Source organism: Ancylobacter sp. TW_SC_1 (assembly GCF_056836805.1).
The window spans coordinates 526,142-544,105 of the sequence record NZ_CM166365.1 but is presented as its reverse complement, the minus strand read 5'-3'; the positions used below and the strand labels follow the sequence as shown (position 1 = coordinate 544,105).

Annotated in this window: 18 protein-coding genes; 5 read left to right on the top strand and 13 right to left on the bottom strand. The window is 70.3% G+C overall.

The annotated features are described in order from the left end of the window. Window positions 1-151 precede the first annotated feature (151 nt). The 5 genes from AC1PZ7_RS02525 to AC1PZ7_RS02505 form a co-directional block, all read right to left on the bottom strand. Entirely contained in the window at window positions 152-1,501 is a 1,350-nt protein-coding gene (locus AC1PZ7_RS02525; RefSeq protein WP_482357950.1) for a bifunctional folylpolyglutamate synthase/dihydrofolate synthase, read from the bottom strand. Between the two features lie 8 nt (window positions 1,502-1,509). Further along, window positions 1,510-2,454, bottom strand: coding sequence for an acetyl-CoA carboxylase, carboxyltransferase subunit beta (gene accD / locus AC1PZ7_RS02520; protein WP_482357949.1), 945 nt, complete (start codon window positions 2,452-2,454; stop codon window positions 1,510-1,512). A 176-nt stretch (window positions 2,455-2,630) separates the two neighbouring features. Next, window positions 2,631-3,470 carry a tryptophan synthase subunit alpha gene (gene trpA / locus AC1PZ7_RS02515; RefSeq protein WP_482357948.1) on the bottom strand — a complete coding sequence of 280 codons (840 nt, stop codon included), beginning with the start codon at window positions 3,468-3,470 and terminating at the stop codon, window positions 2,631-2,633. Beyond that, on the bottom strand, window positions 3,467-4,699 hold the full coding sequence (gene trpB / locus AC1PZ7_RS02510; protein WP_482357947.1) for a tryptophan synthase subunit beta: 1,233 nt from the start codon (window positions 4,697-4,699) through the stop codon (window positions 3,467-3,469). The genes trpA and trpB overlap by 4 nt, the downstream gene beginning before the upstream one ends. Next, window positions 4,696-5,415 carry a phosphoribosylanthranilate isomerase gene (locus tag AC1PZ7_RS02505; RefSeq protein WP_482357946.1) on the bottom strand — a complete coding sequence of 240 codons (720 nt, stop codon included), beginning with the start codon at window positions 5,413-5,415 and terminating at the stop codon, window positions 4,696-4,698. The genes trpB and AC1PZ7_RS02505 overlap by 4 nt, the downstream gene beginning before the upstream one ends. A 269-nt stretch (window positions 5,416-5,684) precedes the next feature. Between AC1PZ7_RS02505 and cysP the strand changes: the two genes are divergently transcribed. From cysP to cysW, 3 genes are all read left to right on the top strand, one after another. Continuing rightward, window positions 5,685-6,713, top strand: a complete 1,029-nt coding sequence (gene cysP, locus AC1PZ7_RS02500) for a thiosulfate ABC transporter substrate-binding protein CysP (protein ID WP_482357945.1) — start codon at window positions 5,685-5,687, stop codon at window positions 6,711-6,713. 263 nt (window positions 6,714-6,976) lie between these two features. Beyond that, the gene (cysT, locus tag AC1PZ7_RS02495; RefSeq protein WP_482357944.1) at window positions 6,977-7,798 is read left to right on the top strand and encodes a sulfate ABC transporter permease subunit CysT; all 822 of its coding nucleotides are present in this window, start codon (window positions 6,977-6,979) and stop codon (window positions 7,796-7,798) included. Window positions 7,799-7,802: 4 nt separating this feature from the next. Further along, on the top strand, window positions 7,803-8,690 hold the full coding sequence (gene cysW, locus AC1PZ7_RS02490; protein WP_482357943.1) for a sulfate ABC transporter permease subunit CysW: 888 nt from the start codon (window positions 7,803-7,805) through the stop codon (window positions 8,688-8,690). 47 nt (window positions 8,691-8,737) lie between these two features. Here cysW and lhpI read toward each other — a convergent pair whose 3' ends face one another. From lhpI to AC1PZ7_RS02450, 8 genes are all read right to left on the bottom strand, one after another. After that, entirely contained in the window at window positions 8,738-9,700 is a 963-nt protein-coding gene (lhpI, locus tag AC1PZ7_RS02485) for a bifunctional Delta(1)-pyrroline-2-carboxylate/Delta(1)-piperideine-2-carboxylate reductase (protein ID WP_482357942.1), read from the bottom strand. Window position 9,701: 1 nt separating this feature from the next. After that, complete coding sequence (locus AC1PZ7_RS02480) at window positions 9,702-10,073, bottom strand: LapA family protein (RefSeq protein WP_482357941.1); 372 nt, start codon at window positions 10,071-10,073, stop codon at window positions 9,702-9,704. A gap of 19 nt (window positions 10,074-10,092) precedes the next feature. Beyond that, entirely contained in the window at window positions 10,093-10,386 is a 294-nt protein-coding gene (gene ihfB / locus AC1PZ7_RS02475; protein WP_482357940.1) for an integration host factor subunit beta, read from the bottom strand. A 78-nt stretch (window positions 10,387-10,464) separates the two neighbouring features. Beyond that, window positions 10,465-11,445 carry a signal peptide peptidase SppA gene (sppA, locus tag AC1PZ7_RS02470; protein WP_482357939.1) on the bottom strand — a complete coding sequence of 327 codons (981 nt, stop codon included), beginning with the start codon at window positions 11,443-11,445 and terminating at the stop codon, window positions 10,465-10,467. A gap of 126 nt (window positions 11,446-11,571) precedes the next feature. Then, on the bottom strand, window positions 11,572-12,189 hold the full coding sequence (locus tag AC1PZ7_RS02465; protein WP_482357938.1) for a DapH/DapD/GlmU-related protein: 618 nt from the start codon (window positions 12,187-12,189) through the stop codon (window positions 11,572-11,574). A 2-nt stretch (window positions 12,190-12,191) separates the two neighbouring features. Continuing rightward, entirely contained in the window at window positions 12,192-12,941 is a 750-nt protein-coding gene (locus AC1PZ7_RS02460; protein ID WP_482357937.1) for a DUF1045 domain-containing protein, read from the bottom strand. Between the two features lie 11 nt (window positions 12,942-12,952). Further along, window positions 12,953-14,092 (bottom strand): alpha-D-ribose 1-methylphosphonate 5-triphosphate diphosphatase, encoded by a 1,140-nt coding sequence (locus AC1PZ7_RS02455; protein ID WP_482357936.1) that lies wholly within the window; start codon window positions 14,090-14,092, stop codon window positions 12,953-12,955. A 67-nt stretch (window positions 14,093-14,159) separates the two neighbouring features. Further along, window positions 14,160-15,776 (bottom strand): gamma-glutamyltransferase family protein, encoded by a 1,617-nt coding sequence (locus AC1PZ7_RS02450; protein ID WP_482357935.1) that lies wholly within the window; start codon window positions 15,774-15,776, stop codon window positions 14,160-14,162. A gap of 119 nt (window positions 15,777-15,895) precedes the next feature. Here AC1PZ7_RS02450 and AC1PZ7_RS02445 point away from each other — a divergent pair, with 119 nt between their 5' ends. Together AC1PZ7_RS02445 and AC1PZ7_RS02440 are read left to right on the top strand one after the other, a co-directional pair. Continuing rightward, entirely contained in the window at window positions 15,896-16,135 is a 240-nt protein-coding gene (locus AC1PZ7_RS02445; RefSeq protein WP_482357934.1) for a hypothetical protein, read from the top strand. Between the two features lie 641 nt (window positions 16,136-16,776). After that, on the top strand, window positions 16,777-17,907 hold the full coding sequence (locus AC1PZ7_RS02440) for a type III PLP-dependent enzyme (protein WP_482357933.1): 1,131 nt from the start codon (window positions 16,777-16,779) through the stop codon (window positions 17,905-17,907). The last annotated feature ends 57 nt before the right edge of the window (window positions 17,908-17,964 follow it).

The window sequence follows — 17,964 nt, the reverse complement described above, 5'->3', positions numbered from 1 at the left end:
GCCGACAGGCCGTGTCCGGGATCGTCGTTCTCGTCCCGCCATGTTCGCCTCTCCCTGTCGGGGAGAGGCCGTCGCGTGGCGGCGGGTAAGGGATGACCTGACGGCGAAGCGCCGGACGCCTCTCCCAACCCTTTCAGGGAGAGGGGGCAGTTCAGTCCGGCAGGCTGCCATTCTCGGCCAGGACCGCGCCGGCGAGGTACAGCGAGCCGGCGATCAGCACGCGCGGGGCCGGGCCGACCGGAAAGGCGGAGAGCCCCTCCAGCGCCGCCGCGACGCTCGGCGCCGTCGAGGCGTCGATGCCGTGGGCCCGCGCCGCGCCGGCGACCGCTTCCGGCAGCTGCGCCTTGTGCTCGCCGGGGATCGGCACCGCGATCAGCTCGCGCGCGAGCCCCGCGAAGGGCGCCAGGAAGGTGCCTGAATCCTTCGTTCCCAGCATGCCGACGATCAGCACCAGCGGCCGCGAGACCCGGTCCTCGAGATCGGCCAGCGCGGCGGCGAGCGCCTGTCCGCCGGCCGCGTTGTGGCCGCCGTCGAGCCAGATGTCGACGCCTTCCGGGGCATGCTGGGTGAGCGGACCCGGCCCGAGGCGCTGCAGCCGCGCCGGCCACTGCGCCGCGCGCATACCCTCCTCGAAGGCATGGACGGGCAGCCCCAGATCGGCGACGCGCAGCGCCTCCACCGCCAGGCCGGCATTGCCGATCTGGTGCGGCCCGACGAGGCGCGGGCGCGGCAGGTCGAGCAGGCCGGCCTCGTCGGAGACGACGAGACGGCCGCCCTCCTCATGCGCCTGATACTGTTCGCCCATGATCGACAGCGGCACGCCGAGCCGCGCGGCCTGCCGCTCGATGACGGCGAGCGCCTCGCGCGGCTGATGGCCGAGCACGGCCGGCACGCCGCGCTTGAGGATGCCGGCCTTCTCGCCGGCGATTTCGGCGACGGTCTCGCCGAGGAAGTCGACATGGTCGACGGAGACCGGGGTGATGACGCTCAGCAGCGGCTTCTCCACCACATTGGTGGCGTCGAGCCGCCCGCCGAGGCCGACTTCCAGCAGCAGGATATCGGCCGGGACTTCCGCGAACAGCAGCAGCGCGGCGGCGGTGGTGATCTCGAAGAAGGTGATCGGCTCGCCGTCATTGGCCGCCTCGGCCCGCGCCAGCGCCTCGGCCAGCCGCGCGTCGTCCACCAGCGTGCCGGCGAGGCGGATGCGCTCGTTGAAGCGCACGAGATGCGGCGAGGTATAGACGTGCACGCGCCGGCCGCCGGCTTCCAGTACCGCCCGCATGAAGGCGACCGTCGAGCCCTTGCCGTTGGTGCCGGCGACGTGGATCACCGGCGGCAGCCGGCGCTCGGGATGGCCGAGCCGCCCGAGAAGCCGCCACATGCGGTCGAGCGAGAGGTCGATCAGCTTGGGATGCAGGGCGAGCAGGCGGTCGAAAATATCGTCCACGGGCGGCCGCGGCCCTTCGGCGGGGGCGGGACCGGCGGCGGGAAACGCGGTCATGGCGGGCCTCAGGCGCTCGCGGGCGCGGGAGCCGGAAGGGCGGGGGGCGCGGTCGTCGTTTTCTCGGCCGACTTTGCCGGCGCGTCCTTCGCCTCGGCGGGAGCGGCCGGGGCGCGCATCAGCAGCCGGCACAGCCGGGCGAGCGTGGCGCGCATCTCATGGCGATGGACGACGAGGTCGATCATGCCGTGGTCGCGCAGGAATTCGGAGCGCTGGAAGCCCTCGGGCAGCTTCTCGCGGATGGTCTGCTCGATGACGCGCGGGCCGGCGAAGCAGATCAGCGCGCCCGGCTCGGCGATCTGGATGTCGCCCAGCATGGCGTAGGAAGCCGTGATGCCGCCGGTGGTCGGGTTGGTGAGAACGACAATGTAAGGAAGTTTCGCCTCGCGCAGTTCCTGCACCGCGCAGGTCGTGCGCGGCATCTGCATGAGCGAGAGGATGCCCTCCTGCATGCGCATCCCGCCGCCGCATGCGAACATGATGAAGGGCGTGCCGCGCGAGGCGGCGGTCTCCAGCCCGGTCACGATGGCCTCGCCCGCCGCCATGCCGAGCGATCCGCCCATGAAGCCGAAATCCTGCACCGCGACGGTGACCGGCAGGCCTTCCAGCTTGCCGTAGCCGACCTTCACCGCGTCCTGCGCGCCGGTCTTGGCGCGGGCGTCCTTGAGGCGGTCGACATAGCGCTTCTCGTCGCGGAACCTCAGCGGATCGACCGGCACCTGCGGCAGCGCCACGTCGTACCATTTGCCGCCGTCGAACACCGCGCGCAGGCGCGCCGTCGGGTCCATGCGCATGTGGTAGCCCGAGCCCGGCACCACGAAGAGGTTGGCCTCGAGGTCCTTGTGGAACACCATCTGCCCGGTCTCGGGGCATTTCACCCAGAGATTTTCCGGCACTTCCCGGCGATTCAGGAAGGAGCTGAGCTTGGGGACGACGTTCGAGATCCAGTTCAACGGCTTGGCTCCAGCGACTCGGCTCCGGACGGTGGTGTCGGGCGGCCGCGCGCGGTGGCCGCGGCCATCATCTAATCCCGCAGAAGGGCGATGAAAAGGCAGCGGCGCGATTCGTGATTCGGCCGGTGCGGCCGAGGTTAACCGGCCGAGGGATCGGCCGGTCCTGACCGCCGGCCTTATTCGGCGGCCTGGCGGGTGACGCCGCGCACTGCCGCGGCAAGCCGGCTCACCAGGCCGGTCACGGCGGGCACGGTGGCCGGCGTCGCCCGGTCCTCGGCGTCGAGCGTGGCGCGCAGCGCGTCGATCAGCGCCGAGCCGACCACGACCCCGTCGGCGCCGGCGGCGATGGCGGCGGCCTGCTCGGGCGTCTTCACGCCGAAGCCGACGGCGACCGGCAGGGCGGTGTGGCGCTTGATCCGCGCCACCGCCTTGCCGACGGCGGCGGGGTCGGCGGTCGCCGCGCCGGTGATGCCGGTGATGGAGACGTAGTAGACGAAGCCCGCCGTGTTCGCGAGCACCGCCGGCAGGCGCCTGTCGTCGGTGGTCGGGGTGGCGAGGCGGATGAAGTCGAGCCCCGCCGCCAGCGACGGCAGGCACAGCTCGTTGTCCTCTTCCGGCGGCAGGTCGACGACCACGAGGCCGTCGACGCCGGCCGCCCTGGCGTCGGTGAGGAAGCGCTCCACGCCGTAGACATAGACCGGGTTGTAATAGCCCATCAGCACGACCGGCGTGGCGTCATCGCCCTCGCGGAAGGTCTTCACCATGGCGAGCGTCTTGGCCAGCGTCTGCCCGGCTTTGAGCGCGCGCAGCCCCGCCGCCTGGATCGCCGGGCCGTCGGCCATCGGGTCGGTGAACGGCACGCCGAACTCGATGATGTCGGCGCCCGCCGCCGGCAGCGCCTTGAGCAGAGCGAGCGAGGTCTCGAAGTCGGGGTCGCCGGCGGTGACGAAGGTCACGAGCGCCGCGCGCCCCTCGGAGGCACAGGCTTTGAAACGCGTCTCGATGCGGGTGCTCATAGGCTCGTTCCCAGAATGTCCGCGACCTGCGGGATGTCCTTGTCGCCACGGCCGGAGAGGTTGACCACCATCAGGTGATCCTCCGGGAAGGTCGGGGCGAGGTCGGCGACCTTGGCCAGCGCATGCGCCGGCTCCAGCGCCGGGATGATGCCTTCGAGCTTGGCCACCAGCTGGAAGGCGGCGAGCGCCTCGTCGTCGGTGGCGGAGATGTAGGTGGCGCGGCCGGTGTCGTGCAGCCAGGAATGCTCCGGCCCGATGCCGGGGTAGTCGAGGCCGGCGGAGATGGAGTGCGCCTCGGCGATCTGGCCGTCGGCGTCCATGAGCAGATAGGTGCGGTTGCCGTGCAGCACGCCCGGACGCCCGCCGGTCAGCGAGGCGGCGTGCTCGCCGGTGGGGATGCCGTGGCCGGCGGCCTCGACGCCGAAGATCTTCACGCCCGGATCGTCGAGGAAGGGGTGGAACAGCCCCATGGCGTTGGAGCCGCCGCCGATGCAGGCGATCAGGCTGTCCGGCAGGCGGCCCTCCATCTCCAGCATCTGCGCGCGGGTCTCGACGCCGATCACGCTCTGGAAGTCGCGCACCATGGCCGGATAGGGATGCGGGCCGGCGACCGTGCCGATGCAGTAGAAGGTGTCGGCGACATTGGTGACCCAGTCGCGCAGCGCCTCGTTCATCGCGTCCTTCAGCGTCTTCGAGCCGGACTGCACCGGCACCACGGTGGCGCCGAGCATCTTCATGCGGAAGACGTTGGGGGCCTGACGGGCGACGTCGACGGCGCCCATATAGACCACGCATTCCAGCCCGTAGCGCGCGCACAGCGTGGCAGTGGCGACGCCGTGCTGGCCCGCGCCGGTCTCGGCGATGATCCGCTTCTTGCCCATGCGGCGGGCGAGCAGGATCTGGCCGAGAACGTTGTTCACCTTGTGCGAGCCGGTGTGGTTCAGCTCCTCGCGCTTGAAATAGATCTTCGCGCCCATTCCCGCGCCGGCGCCCTTGCGCAGGTGCTCGGTCAGCCGCTCGGCGTAATAGAGCGGGCTCGGGCGGCCGACATAATGCTTCAGCCCGGCATCCATCTCCGCCTTGTAGGCGGGGTCGGCCTTGGCCTCGTCATAGGCCGTCTCCAGGGCGAGGATCAGCGGCATGAGCGTTTCGGCCACGAAACGGCCGCCGAATATGCCGAAATGCCCGTTCTCGTCGGGGCCGGTGCGGAAGGAGTTGGGAGCGTTCACGACGGGCTCGTCTCTCTGGCGGATGAAGTGTGCGCCGGCTTGCCGCCGGTCGAATGGCCGGATTTCCGGGCGGCATCGGCCTCCCGCGCGGCGCGCAGGAAGGCCTTGATGCGCTCGGGGTCCTTGATGCCGGGGGCGCGCTCGACCCCCGAAGATACGTCTATGCCGGGCGGATGGATGAGTGTCACCGCCGCGCCGACATTCTCCGGGTCGAGACCGCCTGACAGCATGTAGGGCCGGGCGAGGTCAAGGCCGGCGATGAGGTTCCAGTCGAAGGTCGCGCCATTGCCGCCGGGCAGCACGGCGCCCCGCGGCGGCTTGGCGTCGAGCAGCAGCCGGTCGGCCACCGCCTCGTAGGCGGGCAGCGCGGCGAGGTCGTCGGCGGTGGCGATGCCGAGCGCCTTCATCACCGGCAGCCCGAAGCGCGCGCGGATGGCGGCGACCGCCGCGGGCGTCTCCTTGCCGTGCAGTTGCAGCATGTCCGGGCGGACGGCCTCGACGATGGCGGCCAGCGTCGCCTCGTCGGCGTCGACGGTCAGCGCGACGATGCCCGCGCGCCCGCGCGCCCGCGAGGCCAGCGCGGCGGCGGTGGCGAGATCGACATGGCGCGGCGAGGGGGCGAAGAACACCATGCCCACCATGTCGGCACCCGCGCCGAGCGCCGCATCCAGCGTCTCGGCGGTGCTGAGCCCGCAGATTTTGATCTCAAGCGACAATGCCGCCTCCTTGAACAGAGCCACCTAGCACGGAACGGCGGGCGGAGGCGAGGGTGTCGCCGAAGGCCGCGCGACCGCGTGGGCCGCGCCGCCGCCTAAGCCGCCCCCGATCTGTGAAATATCGCGACGGAGGGTTGAAAATACCCCTTTCGTCACGACATTCGACATGCTACTCACATTTGACTGTGAAATTATTCATTTCACGTTACAATTATGGATAAAGCGGCCGTCTCGCTGGTCGCGTCCCGTTCCGATCGTGGAGACTGCCCATGCGCCTCTCGCGCCGCCTGATCCTGACCTCGACCCTGGCCGCCGCCCTGGCGCCCCTCATCGTGCCGGCCTTTGTGACCGTGGCCCGCGCGGAGCCGAACCAGATCCTCAACGCCTCCTACGACATCGCCCGCGAGCTGTTCGACGCCGAGAACAAGGCGTTCGAGCCGGCCTACAAGGCGAAGACCGGCAAGGAGATCAAGGTCAACCAGAGCCACGCCGGCACCTCCAAGCAGGCGCGCTCGATCGTCGAGGGCCTCGAGGCCGACGTCGTCACCTTCAATCAGGTGACGGACATCCAGTTCCTCGTCGACAAGGGCTTCATCGCCAAGGACTGGCAGCAGCGCCTGCCCAACGCCTCCTCGCCCTGGTACTCGTTCCCGGCCTTCCTGGTGCGCGCGGGCAACCCGAAGAACGTCAAGAACTGGGACGATCTCGTCCGCGACGACGTGAAGCTGGTCTTCCCCAACCCGAAGACCTCGGGCAATGCGCGCTACACCTATCTCGCCGCCTATGCCTATGCGCTGGAGAAGTTCGGCGGCGACGCCGCCAAGGCCGACGCCTTCGTCCGCAAGCTGCTGTCCAATGTCGTGGTGTTCGACACCGGCGGGCGCGGTTCGACCACCACTTTCGTGGAGCGCGAGCAGGGCGACGTGCTGATCACCTTCGAGGCCGAGGTCATCGGCGTGAAGGACGCCTACACGGACAAGAACTTCCAGGTCGTGGTGCCGGAGGTGAGCCTGCTCGCCGAGTTCCCGGTCGCGGTGGTCGACAAGGTCGTCGACAAGCGCGGCTCGCGCCAGGTCGCCACCGACTACCTCACCTATCTCTACACGCCGGAAGGCCAGAAGATCGCCGCCGAGCTGAACAACCGCGTCGTCGACCCCAAGGTCGCCGAAGAGTTCAAGGCCAAGTTCGCCCCGGTGCGCCTCGTCAAGGTCGAGGACGTGTTCGGCGGCTGGGCCAACGCCCAGAAGACCCACTTCGCCTCCGGCGGCAAGCTCGACGAGCTGTTCGTCGCGCCGTGAACGAAACGCCTCGGCCGTCATCCCGGCCAAGCGAAGCGCCGAGCCGGGATCGCGCAATGGAAATGAGCGTCGAGGCGATCCCGGATATTGCCTGACGGCAATTCCGGGATGACGTGCCAGAAGGGGCGGAAGGCCTGTCCGCGCTGGACATCGGCGTTGAATTGCGGCAATGGCCGGGCCTGTCCCGGTCATGCCCGTTTTCCAGGGGCCCGTTTTCCAAGTGCCCGTTCGCGAACGGGGCCGCCGACGGAAGGAGCCGCCCGTTGAACCGTGTCATTCCGGGCCTTCCGCTCTCGCTCGGCATCACCGTGCTCTATCTCAGCCTGATCGTGCTGCTGCCGCTCGGCGCGCTGGTCTGGCAGGCGGTGGATGTCGGCTGGGACCGCTATGTCGCCATCATGAGCGGGACGCGCACGCTGGCAGCCTTCCGCGTCACCCTGTCGACCGCCGCCATCGCCACGGCGTTCAACTGCATCTACGGGCTGGCGCTGGCCTGGGTACTGGTGCGCTACGAGTTCCCCGGCAAGCGCCTGCTCGACGCGCTGGTCGACGTGCCCTTCGCCCTGCCCACGGCGGTGGCGGGTCTGGCGCTGTCCGCGCTGTTCGTGAAGAACGGCTGGTTCGGCGGGCCGCTCGCCGCCATCGGCATCAGCGTCGCCTACACCCCGCTCGGCATCGCGCTGGCGATGGCCTTCACCTCCATTCCCTTCGTGGTGCGCACGGTGCAGCCGGTGCTGGAGGATCTCGCCTCCGACGTCGAGGAGGCGGCGGCGACGCTCGGCGCCTCGGATCTGCGCATCTTCGTCCGCATCATCCTGCCGGCGATCTTCCCCGCCTTCCTCACCGGCGCCTCGCTCGGCTTCGCCCGCTCGCTGGGCGAGTTCGGCGCCATCATCTTCATCGCCGGCAACCTGCCGCTGAAGACCGAGGTGGTGTCGCTGCTGACCTTCATCCGCATCGAGGAATACGACTACCCCGCCGCCGCCGCGATCGCCGCGACGCTGCTGGCCTTCGCCTTCGTCATGCTGTTCGCGGTCAACATGATCCAGCTCTGGCAGCAGCGCCGGATCGGGACGGGAGACTGAGCCGATGGCGAGCGAGCCGCTTCCCCCCGTCAAGGCGCACCCGCCCCACCGCATCCGCGTCGGCGACGGCCCGCGCGCGCGCGCCGTGCTGATCGGCACCGTGCTCCTCGTCACCGCGCTGGTGCTGATCGCCCCGCTGGCGGCGATCTTCGCCGAGGCGTTCCGGCAGGGCATGGCGGCCTATGCCGCCTCCTTCGCCGCGCCGGACACGCAATACGCCATCGGCCTCACCGTCTTCACCGCGCTGATCGTGGTGCCGATCAATGTGGGCTTCGGCATCGCCGCCGCCTGGTGCATCGCCAAGTTCCGCTTCCGGGGGCGCAACCTGCTGGTGGCGCTGGTGGAGCTGCCCTTCTCGATCTCGCCGATCATCGCCGGCGTCGCCTATCTCTTCGTCTATGGCGCGCAGGGCCTGCTCGGGCCGTGGCTGGCCGAGCACGACATCAAGATCATGTTCGCCGTGCCGGCGATCATCCTGGCCAGCCTGTTCGTCACCGCCCCCTTCGTGGCGCGCGAGCTGATTCCCTTGATGATCGCGCAGGGCTCGGAGGAGGAAGAGGCAGCGGTGACGCTGGGGGCGGGCGGCTGGCGCATCCTGCGTCTCGTCACCCTGCCGAATGTGCGCTTCGCCCTGCTCTACGGCGCGGCTTTGTGCAATGCGCGGGTGATGGGCGAGTTCGGCGCGGTGTCGGTGGTCTCGGGCAACATCCGCGGCCAGACCAACACGCTGCCGCTGCAGATCGAGCTGCTCTACCAGGACAACAACGCCGTGGCAGCCTTCGCGGTGGCGACCATCCTCACCGCCGTCGCCCTCGTCACGCTCGTCGCCAAGGCGATCATCGAGCGGCTCGACGCGGCGCGGGTGAAGGCGCAGGGCCGGCCGGGGCACTGATCCCGGCGCGGGCAGCCCCCTTCCCTCTCCCCCAGGGGGAGGGGGAGTTAAGAGCCCTTCAGCCCCTTCCACACCAGCTCGGCGGCGGCGAGGTCCTCGATGGCGGTGCCGACCGACTTGAACAGCGTGATCTCCTGATCGCTGCCGCGCCCCTTGGCGGTGCCGGCGGTCAGCTCGAACAGGTCGCCCTGTATGCCGTCCGCCGCCAGCACGCCGCTCGCCAGCGGGATGACGATGTCGCCCGCTTCCTTGCCGGCGCCGGCGCGGGTGTCGACATAGACCCGCGACCGGCGGATCGCCTCGTCGTCGGCCTCGCGCATGGTGGGGGTGAAGCCGCCGACCAGATCGACATGCTGGCCGGTATTCAGATACAGCCCCTCGATCAAGGGCTGCGGCGACAGCGTGGCCGAGGTGACGATGTCGGCGCCGGCGATGGCGGCGCCGCGGTCGGCCTCGGCGCGGGCGTCGAAGCCCTCCACGCGCAGGCTCTCGGCCATCGCCTCGGCCTTGGCGAGGGTGCGGTTCCAGATCGCGATCGAGCGGATCGGCCGCACGCTGGCATGGGCGCGGGCGAGATAGGGCGCCAGCGCGCCCGCCCCGATCACCGCGAGCCGGCTCGCATCTGCGCGCGCCAGATAGCGGGCGGCCAGCGCCGAGGCGGCCGCCGTGCGCCAGACGGTGAGGGCGCGCGCGTCCATCACCGCAAGCGGCTCGCCGGTGGCGCCGGAATTCAGGACATAGAGGCCGTTGATGCTGTCGATGCCGCGTGCGCCATTGCCGGGGAACACCGACACCAGCTTGGTGCCGCACACGTCGTCCTCGGTGCCCTCGGCGGTCCAGGCCGGCATGAGCAGCAGGGTCGCCTCGCCGTCCGGGCGCGGCATGGCGTGATGATGGCGCACCGGCACGGTGATGCGGCGGCGGAAGGCCGCCTCCAGCGCGTCGATCAGGGCGGGAAAGGTCAGCAGGCCGGCGATCTCGCCGGACGAGACGAAGCGTAGCTCACCCATGTCAGGCGGCGTCGCGGCGGTCGGACAGGACAGCGCGGGGGGCAGCCGGCGCGAGCGCCGGCGCGCTGGCCGCGGCGACGCTGGCGCGCAGCGCCTCGACCTCGGCATGGGCCTCGCGCGCCTCGCGCGCCGCGTGCCGTGCGGCCCGGCGATAGCGGCCCTGGCTGAGCCAGACCGCGGTGCCGCCGAGCACGACGCCGGCGATGATCGCCCCGAAGAGGACGACGAACAGCGGAAGTTCGAGCGACCAGCCGTCCGCGCCAGCGATCGGGTCGACGACCAGCGTCACCGCATGGCGGTTGGCGACCGCGAGCACGACAAGCCCGACCGAAACCGGCAGGACGATGAGAATCAGCAGCAGGCGACGCAGCACGATTTTTCCCTCGGGCGGCTCATTCCAGATCGACGCCGTTGTTCAGGCGCTCACGCATTTCCTTGCCCGTCTTGAAATAGGGCACGGCCTTGCCGTCGACATCGACATGGGCGCCGGTACGCGGATTGCGGCCGGTGCGGGCCGGGCGCGACTTCACCGAGAAGGCGCCGAAGCCGCGCAGTTCCACACGGTCTCCCCGTGCCATTGCCGCGACGATCTCGTCGAGTATCGCATTGACGATGTTTTCGACATCGCGCTGATAAAGATGCGGATTGGATTCGGCAATCCGCTGCACCAGTTCGGACTTGATCATCGACGCCCCGGCCCCTTGTTTTTCGTTCGGCTCGTCGGAAATCCAAAAAAATCATATTTTGGAAGCTCTTGGCCCCGTCTAGCCTCCGCGAGGGTGCCAGAGGGCCAGAAGACCGTCAAGGCGGGCCTGCGTCGCTGCCTCGCGGGCGGCGCCAATCAGCAGGTTTGCCAGATCATCGAGCCCGATCAAGGACATGAGTCGTATCGACGTACCGCGCAGCCAGCCGAATTCATCGCCGATGCGGCGCGTGTGCCAGTCACGTACGGGAATCTCCTTAGCCACGCCGCGCTCACGCGCCAGCCACTCGCGCGCCGTGCGCTCGTCGCCGATCTCGTCGATCAGGCGTAGCGGCAGCGCCTGGTGGCCGGTGAAGACCCGCCCGTCCGAGGCCAGCGCCAGCTTGTCGCCGGTCAGCAGGCGGCGCTCGGAGACGAGGCCCTTGAACCAGTCATAGCTGTCGTCGACGAGGGAGCGCACGGCGGCGCGGGCGTCCTCGGTCGGCGGGTCGAACATGTTCGGCGCGGCCTTCAGCGGGCTCGACTTGATCTCCTCATAGGAGATGCCGACGTTCTTCATCAGCTCGGCGAAGTTCGGGAACTGGAACAGCACGCCGATCGAGCCGACCAGCGCGTTGCGCGGGGCGATGATGTGATCGGCGCCCATGGCGGCGATATAGGCGCCGGAGGCGGCCATGCCGTCGACCACGGCGACGATGGGCTTCTTCTGCGCCAGCCGGCGCAGCCCGTCATAGAGCGAGGCCGAGCCCACCACCGTGCCGCCGGGGCTGTCGATGGACAGGATCACCGCCTGCGCGCCGGAGCGGCCGATCGCCTCCAGCAGCTCCAGCCGCTCGCGCTCGTTGCGGATGATGCCGCCAATGGTCAGGCGCGCCACATGCGCCGAGGAGCGCGGCAGCAGCCCGCCATCGTTCCACCAGGCGAAGGCGCCGAGCCCGCCCAGCAGCACGATCAGCAGGGCCAGCACGCGCCAGAAGGCGAGCTTGCGCCTCAGCCGCCGGCGCGCCAGCACTTCGTCGACGTCCAGCGCGCTCGCCGCCATCTCGCTCTCTCCGGTTACGGTGCCAAGGGGTAGCGGGCGAGTGTGGCCGGCGCAAGGGCGAGGCGCACAAGGGCGAGGCGCGCGAGGGCGAGGCGCGCAAGGGCGGGGACGGGAGGACGGGGCGGCCTAGCCGCCGTGCTTCTCCAGGAAGCCTTCCACCGGCAGGGCGCGAAAATCCTCCAGCGCCGCGCGCAGCCGGGCATGGTCCCAGTCCCACCAGCGCAGCGCGGCGAGGCGGGCGCCGATGGCGGGCGGGAAGCGCTCGCGCACGGGCCGGGCCGGAACGCCGGCGACGATGGTGTAGGCGGGGACGTCCTTCGTCACCACGGCCCCGGCGGCGACGATGGCCCCGTCGCCGACGCTGCGGCCCGGCAGGATGATCGCGCCGTGGCCGATCCAGACGTCATTGCCAATGGTGACGCCATGGGCGCGGCGCCAGTCGAAGAATTCGGCCTCGTCCTCGGCGTCGTCGAAATAGGCCGAGGCGCGGTAGGTGAAGTGCGACTGGCTGGCCCGTGCCATCGGATGGTTGCCCGGATTGATCCGGGTCATCGCGGCGATCGAGGTGAACTTGCCGATGCGCGCATAGGCGATGTCGGAATCGTTCACGACGTAGGAATAATCGCCGAGCTCGACTTCCAGGAGCTGCGTGCGCGGACCGACCTCGGTGTAGCGGCCGAGGCTGGAGCGCGTCACCTGCGCGGTCGCGTCGATGGTCGGCGCGAGGCCGAGTTTGTGCGCCATGGTCAGCTCCCGAAGGGGTAGCGCGCGATCAGCCGGAACCGGCCGGAATCCTGCCGGTAGAGCGCGATCTCGCGCACGATGAGCGGGCCGTCGGCGCCGCTCGCGGCGAAATGCTCGGCAAGTTCCGCCTCGGCGAGGGCGCGCTCCTCGTCCTCCAGCGGGCCGGTCAGCGTCATGTGGAAGCGGAACTCGTCCAGCACATAGGGATAGCCCCAGCGCGCCAGATATTCCTGCTGGCGCGGCGAGAGCGGCGCGCGCAGGCGCTTCTCGCGCTCGGCCTCGGTCATCGGCGCGCGGAAGTCGTCGAAGGCGGCGACCGCGCCGGCCGCCAGCCGGTCGAGCGCCGCGCTCGGCACCGCGAGGCGCAGGGCAAGGAAGCGGCCGATGGTGGCGAGCGTCACCCCGGCGCAGGCAAAGCCCGCCCGGTTGCCGGCAAAGCGCGTGCAGGCCGCGCGCAGTTCCTGCTCGCTCCGGCCGGGCGCGAGCCGGAACGGCGCCTTGAGCGTGCCGTGGAAGCCGTAGCGGCGCGGCTCGGCGGTGATCTCGCGCCAGCGCGCCGGGTCGAAGCGGCGCAGCGGCGGCGGCGGCGCGTCCCCGCCGGTCTCCGCGTCATGGCCGACGACGGAGGAGCCGAAGCGCCAGAGCGGGCTCTGCGCCGGCGGGGCGAAATACAGCGCGTAGCGCGGCTCGGCCGGCTTCGGCAGCGGGGCGTCGGCGGCGAGGGGCGCGGCATGGGGTGCAGCGTGGGACATGGAGCGCGGCATCAGAAGACGCGCCGGCCGGCGAGGAAGACCTCGTCGATCCGGGGGGTGTCGTCGGCGAGACGGAACAGCACGAGGTCGGCGCGCAGCCCCTCCTCGATCCGGCCGCGATCGTCCAGTCCGGCGAGCCGGGCCGGCGCGGCGGTGACGAGGGCGAGGGCGGCGGGAACGGAAAGCCCGGCGGTGCGGGTCAGCGCCAGCGCGGCCTGCAGCAGGCTGGCCGGCACGTAGTCCGAGGCGAGCGCGTCGAGCAGGCCCTCGCTCGCGAGGGCGCGCATCGAGACGCCGCCGGAATGCGAGCCGCCGCGCACCACGTTCGGCGCGCCGCCGATGGTGGCGAGGCCCTTCATGCGCGCGGCGCGGGCGGCCTCCACCGTGGTCGGGAATTCGGAGATGGTGCAGCCGGCCGCCACCGCCTCGTCGACATGGCCGGGCGTGGTGTCGTCATGGCTCGCCAGCACGATGCCGGAGGAGGAGAACAGCGCGACCATGCGCTGATAATTTCCCGCCACCGCGCCCCGCGCCCGCTCGATGCGGTCGGCGACCTCGGCGTCGATGTCGGCGCCGCCCTTGCCGATGCCGGTCAGGTAGACCTTCAGGTGCTCGACATTGCGCCACTGCCGGGTGCCCGGCGTGTGGTCCATCAGCGAGGCCAGCGCCAGGTTCGGCCGGCCCATGGCAGCGTCGACGAGGTCGGGCAGGGTGTGGTCGGTCAGCTCGCAGCGCAAGTGGATGCGGTGGTCGACGCGGAACAGGCCGCGCGTGGCGCCCTGCTCCACCGCGTCGAGCATCGTCTCGTAGAGCGCCCGGCGGTCCGCCTTGGCCTGGTCGAAGCCGCCGGCGCAGATCGCGTCATAGACCGTGGTGACGCCGGAGGCCGCCATCTGTCCGTCATGCGCAAGGGCGGCGGCGCGGGCATCCGGCCAGATCACCTTGGGGCGCGGGATGAAATGGCCTTCCAGCGCGTCGGTGTGCAGGTCGATCAGTCCGGGCGCGAGGAAGGCGCCCTCGCAGTCGCGCGCGGCGGGCAATTGCGAGCGGCCCTCGTCGACGGCGCGGATGCGGCCGCCGGCGTGAACCAGCGTGCCGTCGACGACGCGGTCTTCGAGAACGAGGCGGGCATTGGTCAGAATCGATTCCATGGCCGCGCGTCTCGCATGTTGATGTGACCGTTCCATGAAGGGGGCGTCCGCAAGCGCCGCGCCGCCGCTACACGCCGAGCGCCCCGCCATCCGCGCGCGGGTCATGGGCGCCTTCCAGCCCCGCCTTGCCCGGATGCAGGATCACCGCGCCGGCATGGCCCATCATGTCGGAATGCGGCTCGGCGATGATCTCGACATCGTGACCGGCATCGGCGAGCTGTTCGGCGAGGCCGCCGTCGAAGGCCCCCTCGACGCGCAGGTTCACCGTGTCCGAGCCCCAGGTGCGCCCCAGCACCCAGCGCGGCCGGGCGATGGCCTCGCCGAGCGGCACGCCGAACATGGCGTAGCGGCTCATCACCGCCGCATTGGTCTGCGGCTGGCCCTCGCCGCCCATGCAGCCGAAGGCGACGAAGCGCCCGTCCGGCAGCAGCGCCATGCCGGGATTGAGCGTGTGGAACGGCCGGCGGCCGGGCTGCAGCGGGTTCCTGGCGCGCGGATCGAGCGAGAAGGAGGTGCCGCGGTTCTGCATCAGCACGCCGGTGCCCGGCAGCACCAGCCCGGCGCCGAACTCCCAGTAGATCGACTGGATGTAGGAGACCGACACGCCGCTGCGGTCCGCCGCGCCGAGCCACACCGTGTCGCCGGGCGCCGCCTTGTGCGGCCAGGGCAAAGCGCGGCGCGCGTCGATGGCGGCGGCCTCGCGGGCGAGCGCGGCGGGGGTGAGGAAGGCAGCCGGATCATGGGTGAGGTGGTTGAAATCCGTCACCACCTTGTCGCGCACCAGGAAGGCGCGCTTGGTGGCCTCGACCAGCCCGTGCACATGGGCGAAGCCTTCCGGCCGCGTCACCCCGAGCCGGGCGAAGATGGCGAGGATCATCAGCGTCGCCAGCCCCTGGGTGGGTGGCGGCGAGGACCACAGTTCCATGTTGGGCAGCTTGACCCGGAGCGGGGCGCGCGTCACCGCCCGGTAGGCCTCGAGGTCGGCGCGCGTCACCGGGCTGCCGGCGCGCTCCAGATCGGCGGCGATCTCGCGGCCGACATCGCCGCGGTAGAAATCCTCGAGCCCCGCCCCGGCGAGCTGTTCCAGCGTGTCGGCGAGGCGCTCATGGCGCTTCACCGTGCCCACTGCCGGCACCGTGCCGTCCGGCTCCAGGAAGGCGCCCTTGAAGCCGGGCACCTCCGCCAGTTCGTCGCGCTTCTCGCGGGTGAGGCGGTTCTGCGAGCCGGAGACCGGGTAGCCGGCGCGGGCGTGCTCGATCGCCGATTCGAGCAGCCGGCGCAGCGGCATCTTGCCGCCGAAGGCGTGCGCGGCCTCCTGCGCCAGCATCCAGCCGCCGACCTGCCCCGGCACGGTGAGCGCGGCGAGCGGGCCGCGCGCGGGGATCGTCTCGTAGTCCCGGTCGCGGTAGAGCGCGACGGTGGCGTTGGCGCCGGCATAGCCGGTGGCCTCGATATAGCTGACGCGCCCGGCGGGATCGCGGATCAGCCAGAAGCCGTCGCCGCCCATCTGCGTCATGTGCGGATAGACCACCGCGATCGTGGCGGCGGCGGCCAGCGCCGCCTCCACCGCGTTGCCGCCTTCCTCCAGCACGGCGCGGCCGGCCTCGGTGGCGAGCCAGTGCGGCGTCGCGACCATGCCCGAGCCGGCGCGCGTGCTCTCATGAACGATCCCGTCTGCCACCATGAACCCCGCTTCGAATCCCGATTCGAATCCCGCTTGCAGCGTCGCCTCTTGCCGTGCGGCTTGACCCGCGCGGCCGGGCATAGCAGTTTGCGCGCCGCCGAAGTAGACGGAAGCAACAGATGACCACGGGCCGACGCATTCGCTGGGACAATGTCAGCACGGTGATGAGCGCCGCCATCCTGCTCGGCGCCGAGCTCCTCGGCGCGGGCCTCGCCGCCGGCTGGGCCATCGCCGCCCTGTTCGAGGCGAGCTGGGTGTGGGAGCTCATCTTCGAGGGCATCTTCGCCCTGCTCGCCATCTACGGCATCTACCGCTTCGTGAAGAAGGCGAAGTCGATCGAGCCCTTCGTCGAGGGCTGACCCGCCGCGCGGTGGCGATCGGCCCCGCCTTCCCCGCCTCGACACGCCGGCAAGGTGATGCTTTGCCGGCTTTTTCATCGTTTCGGGACATCTGCGGGTACCACGCTGCCTGAATCGGGCGCGAACGACAAAAATCCGCAAAACCCGCTTGCATATGACGGCGTAAATCCATACATCGCGCCTTGCCCAATATTCGCACGTGCCTGTGGTCGCGTGCCGATCGGCGGAAGTCCGGACAAGAGGCCGGAAAGTCGCCAGTCAGATCGGTAGCCGGAGGCGAAACCGGCGCACCCCGCTCTCAGCGGGGAACGTGACTTGAAGCAACGACGTAGCGGGCTTTTTTAGTCTCTGTCGGCCCTCCAAAGGTCGGGAAACTGAAGAGGCACTACTTCTTGCCGGGCGTGCGGTCGGGTCTCCCGTACCAAGCGAAGGCATCGGACGGACGTCGCGCTCTCCACACGCGCTGGCGAACGGTTTCGTGCCACGGCTCCATTCCATACGGCCAATCGGCAACAACCGTGCGGTCGGCGAACGGATGCGCATTCTCGCCATCAACGCGGCCCATTGGCGCCGCGGGCGGGTGTTCGCATCCAGATGTTCGCTTCATCTGGGTCGAAGCTTCGGGTCTATGGGGATTTGCCATGACTGACCGTATTCGCGAATTTCTGCGCAACCGACGCGAGGATGGTCCCTGCGTCGTCGTCGATCTCGACGTCGTGCGCACCAACTATGCCGCCTTCGCCCGGGCGCTGCCGGACACCCGCGTCTTCTACGCGGTGAAGGCCAACCCGGACGCGGCGATCCTGTCGGCGCTGGCCGAGATGGGCTCCTGCTTCGACTGCGCCTCGGTCAACGAGATCCTGATGGCGCTCGCCGCCGGCGCCACGCCCGACCGCGTCTCCTTCGGCAACACCATCAAGAAGGAGCGCGATGTGGCGCGCGCCTTCGAGCTCGGCGTGCGCCTGTTCGCCGTCGACAGCGTCGAGGAAGTCGAGAAGGTCGCCCGCGTCGCCGCCGGCGCCAAGGTGTTCTGCCGCATACTGTGCGACGGCGCCGGCGCCGAATGGCCGCTCTCGCGCAAGTTCGGCTGCGAGCCGGAAATGGCGGTCGACGTGCTCGAGCACGCCCATCGCCTCGGCCTGGAGGCGCACGGCGTCTCCTTCCATGTCGGCTCGCAGCAGAAGAACGTCGAGGCGTGGGATTCGGCGCTGGCTTCCGCGTCGGCGATCTTCCGCGCCTGCGCCGAGCGCGGCATCGCGCTCTCGCTGGTCAATCTCGGCGGCGGCTTCCCGGCCAAGTACCTGCAGGACGTGCCGGCGGCCGAGGCCTATGGCGAGGCGATCTTCTGCGCCCTGTCGCGGCACTTCGGCAACGCCATCCCGCAGACCATCATCGAGCCGGGCCGCGGCATGGTCGGCGCCGCCGGCCTGATCGAGGCCGAGGTGGTGCTGATCTCGAAGAAGTCGGACACCGATTCGGTGCGCTGGGTCTATCTCGACATCGGCAAGTTCGGCGGTCTCGCCGAGACGATGGAGGAGGCGATCCGCTACCCCATCGTGACGTCGCGCGACGGCGACGCGGTGGAGCCCTGCGTGCTCGCCGGGCCGACCTGCGATTCGGCTGACGTGCTCTACGAGAAGACCCCGGTCATGCTGCCGGTGTCGCTCGCCATCGGCGACAAGGTGCTCATCGAGGCGACCGGCGCCTACACCACCACCTATTCGGCGGTGGCGTTCAACGGCTTCGACCCGCTGCGATCCTATGTGATCTGAGCGGGCCGCGCGCCTTTTCCACCCTCATGGCCGGGCTTGACCCGGCCACCCAGACCT

What these genes read in the sequence shown, in the direction of transcription:
- AC1PZ7_RS02440 (WP_482357933.1), top strand. Translation starts at nt 16,777, where the DNA reads ATGACTGACCGTATTCGCGAATTTCTGCGCAACCGACGCGAGGATGGT.
- AC1PZ7_RS02460 (WP_482357937.1), bottom strand. Translation starts at nt 12,941, where the DNA reads ATGTCCCACGCTGCACCCCATGCCGCGCCCCTCGCCGCCGACGCCCCG.
- ihfB (WP_482357940.1), bottom strand. Translation starts at nt 10,386, where the DNA reads ATGATCAAGTCCGAACTGGTGCAGCGGATTGCCGAATCCAATCCGCAT.
- cysP (WP_482357945.1), top strand. Translation starts at nt 5,685, where the DNA reads ATGCGCCTCTCGCGCCGCCTGATCCTGACCTCGACCCTGGCCGCCGCC.
- AC1PZ7_RS02525 (WP_482357950.1), bottom strand. Translation starts at nt 1,501, where the DNA reads ATGACCGCGTTTCCCGCCGCCGGTCCCGCCCCCGCCGAAGGGCCGCGG.
- trpA (WP_482357948.1), bottom strand. Translation starts at nt 3,470, where the DNA reads ATGAGCACCCGCATCGAGACGCGTTTCAAAGCCTGTGCCTCCGAGGGG.
- AC1PZ7_RS02465 (WP_482357938.1), bottom strand. Translation starts at nt 12,189, where the DNA reads ATGGCGCACAAACTCGGCCTCGCGCCGACCATCGACGCGACCGCGCAG.
- cysW (WP_482357943.1), top strand. Translation starts at nt 7,803, where the DNA reads ATGGCGAGCGAGCCGCTTCCCCCCGTCAAGGCGCACCCGCCCCACCGC.
- sppA (WP_482357939.1), bottom strand. Translation starts at nt 11,445, where the DNA reads ATGGCGGCGAGCGCGCTGGACGTCGACGAAGTGCTGGCGCGCCGGCGG.
- AC1PZ7_RS02445 (WP_482357934.1), top strand. Translation starts at nt 15,896, where the DNA reads ATGACCACGGGCCGACGCATTCGCTGGGACAATGTCAGCACGGTGATG.
- lhpI (WP_482357942.1), bottom strand. Translation starts at nt 9,700, where the DNA reads ATGGGTGAGCTACGCTTCGTCTCGTCCGGCGAGATCGCCGGCCTGCTG.
- AC1PZ7_RS02450 (WP_482357935.1), bottom strand. Translation starts at nt 15,776, where the DNA reads ATGGTGGCAGACGGGATCGTTCATGAGAGCACGCGCGCCGGCTCGGGC.
- AC1PZ7_RS02455 (WP_482357936.1), bottom strand. Translation starts at nt 14,092, where the DNA reads ATGGAATCGATTCTGACCAATGCCCGCCTCGTTCTCGAAGACCGCGTC.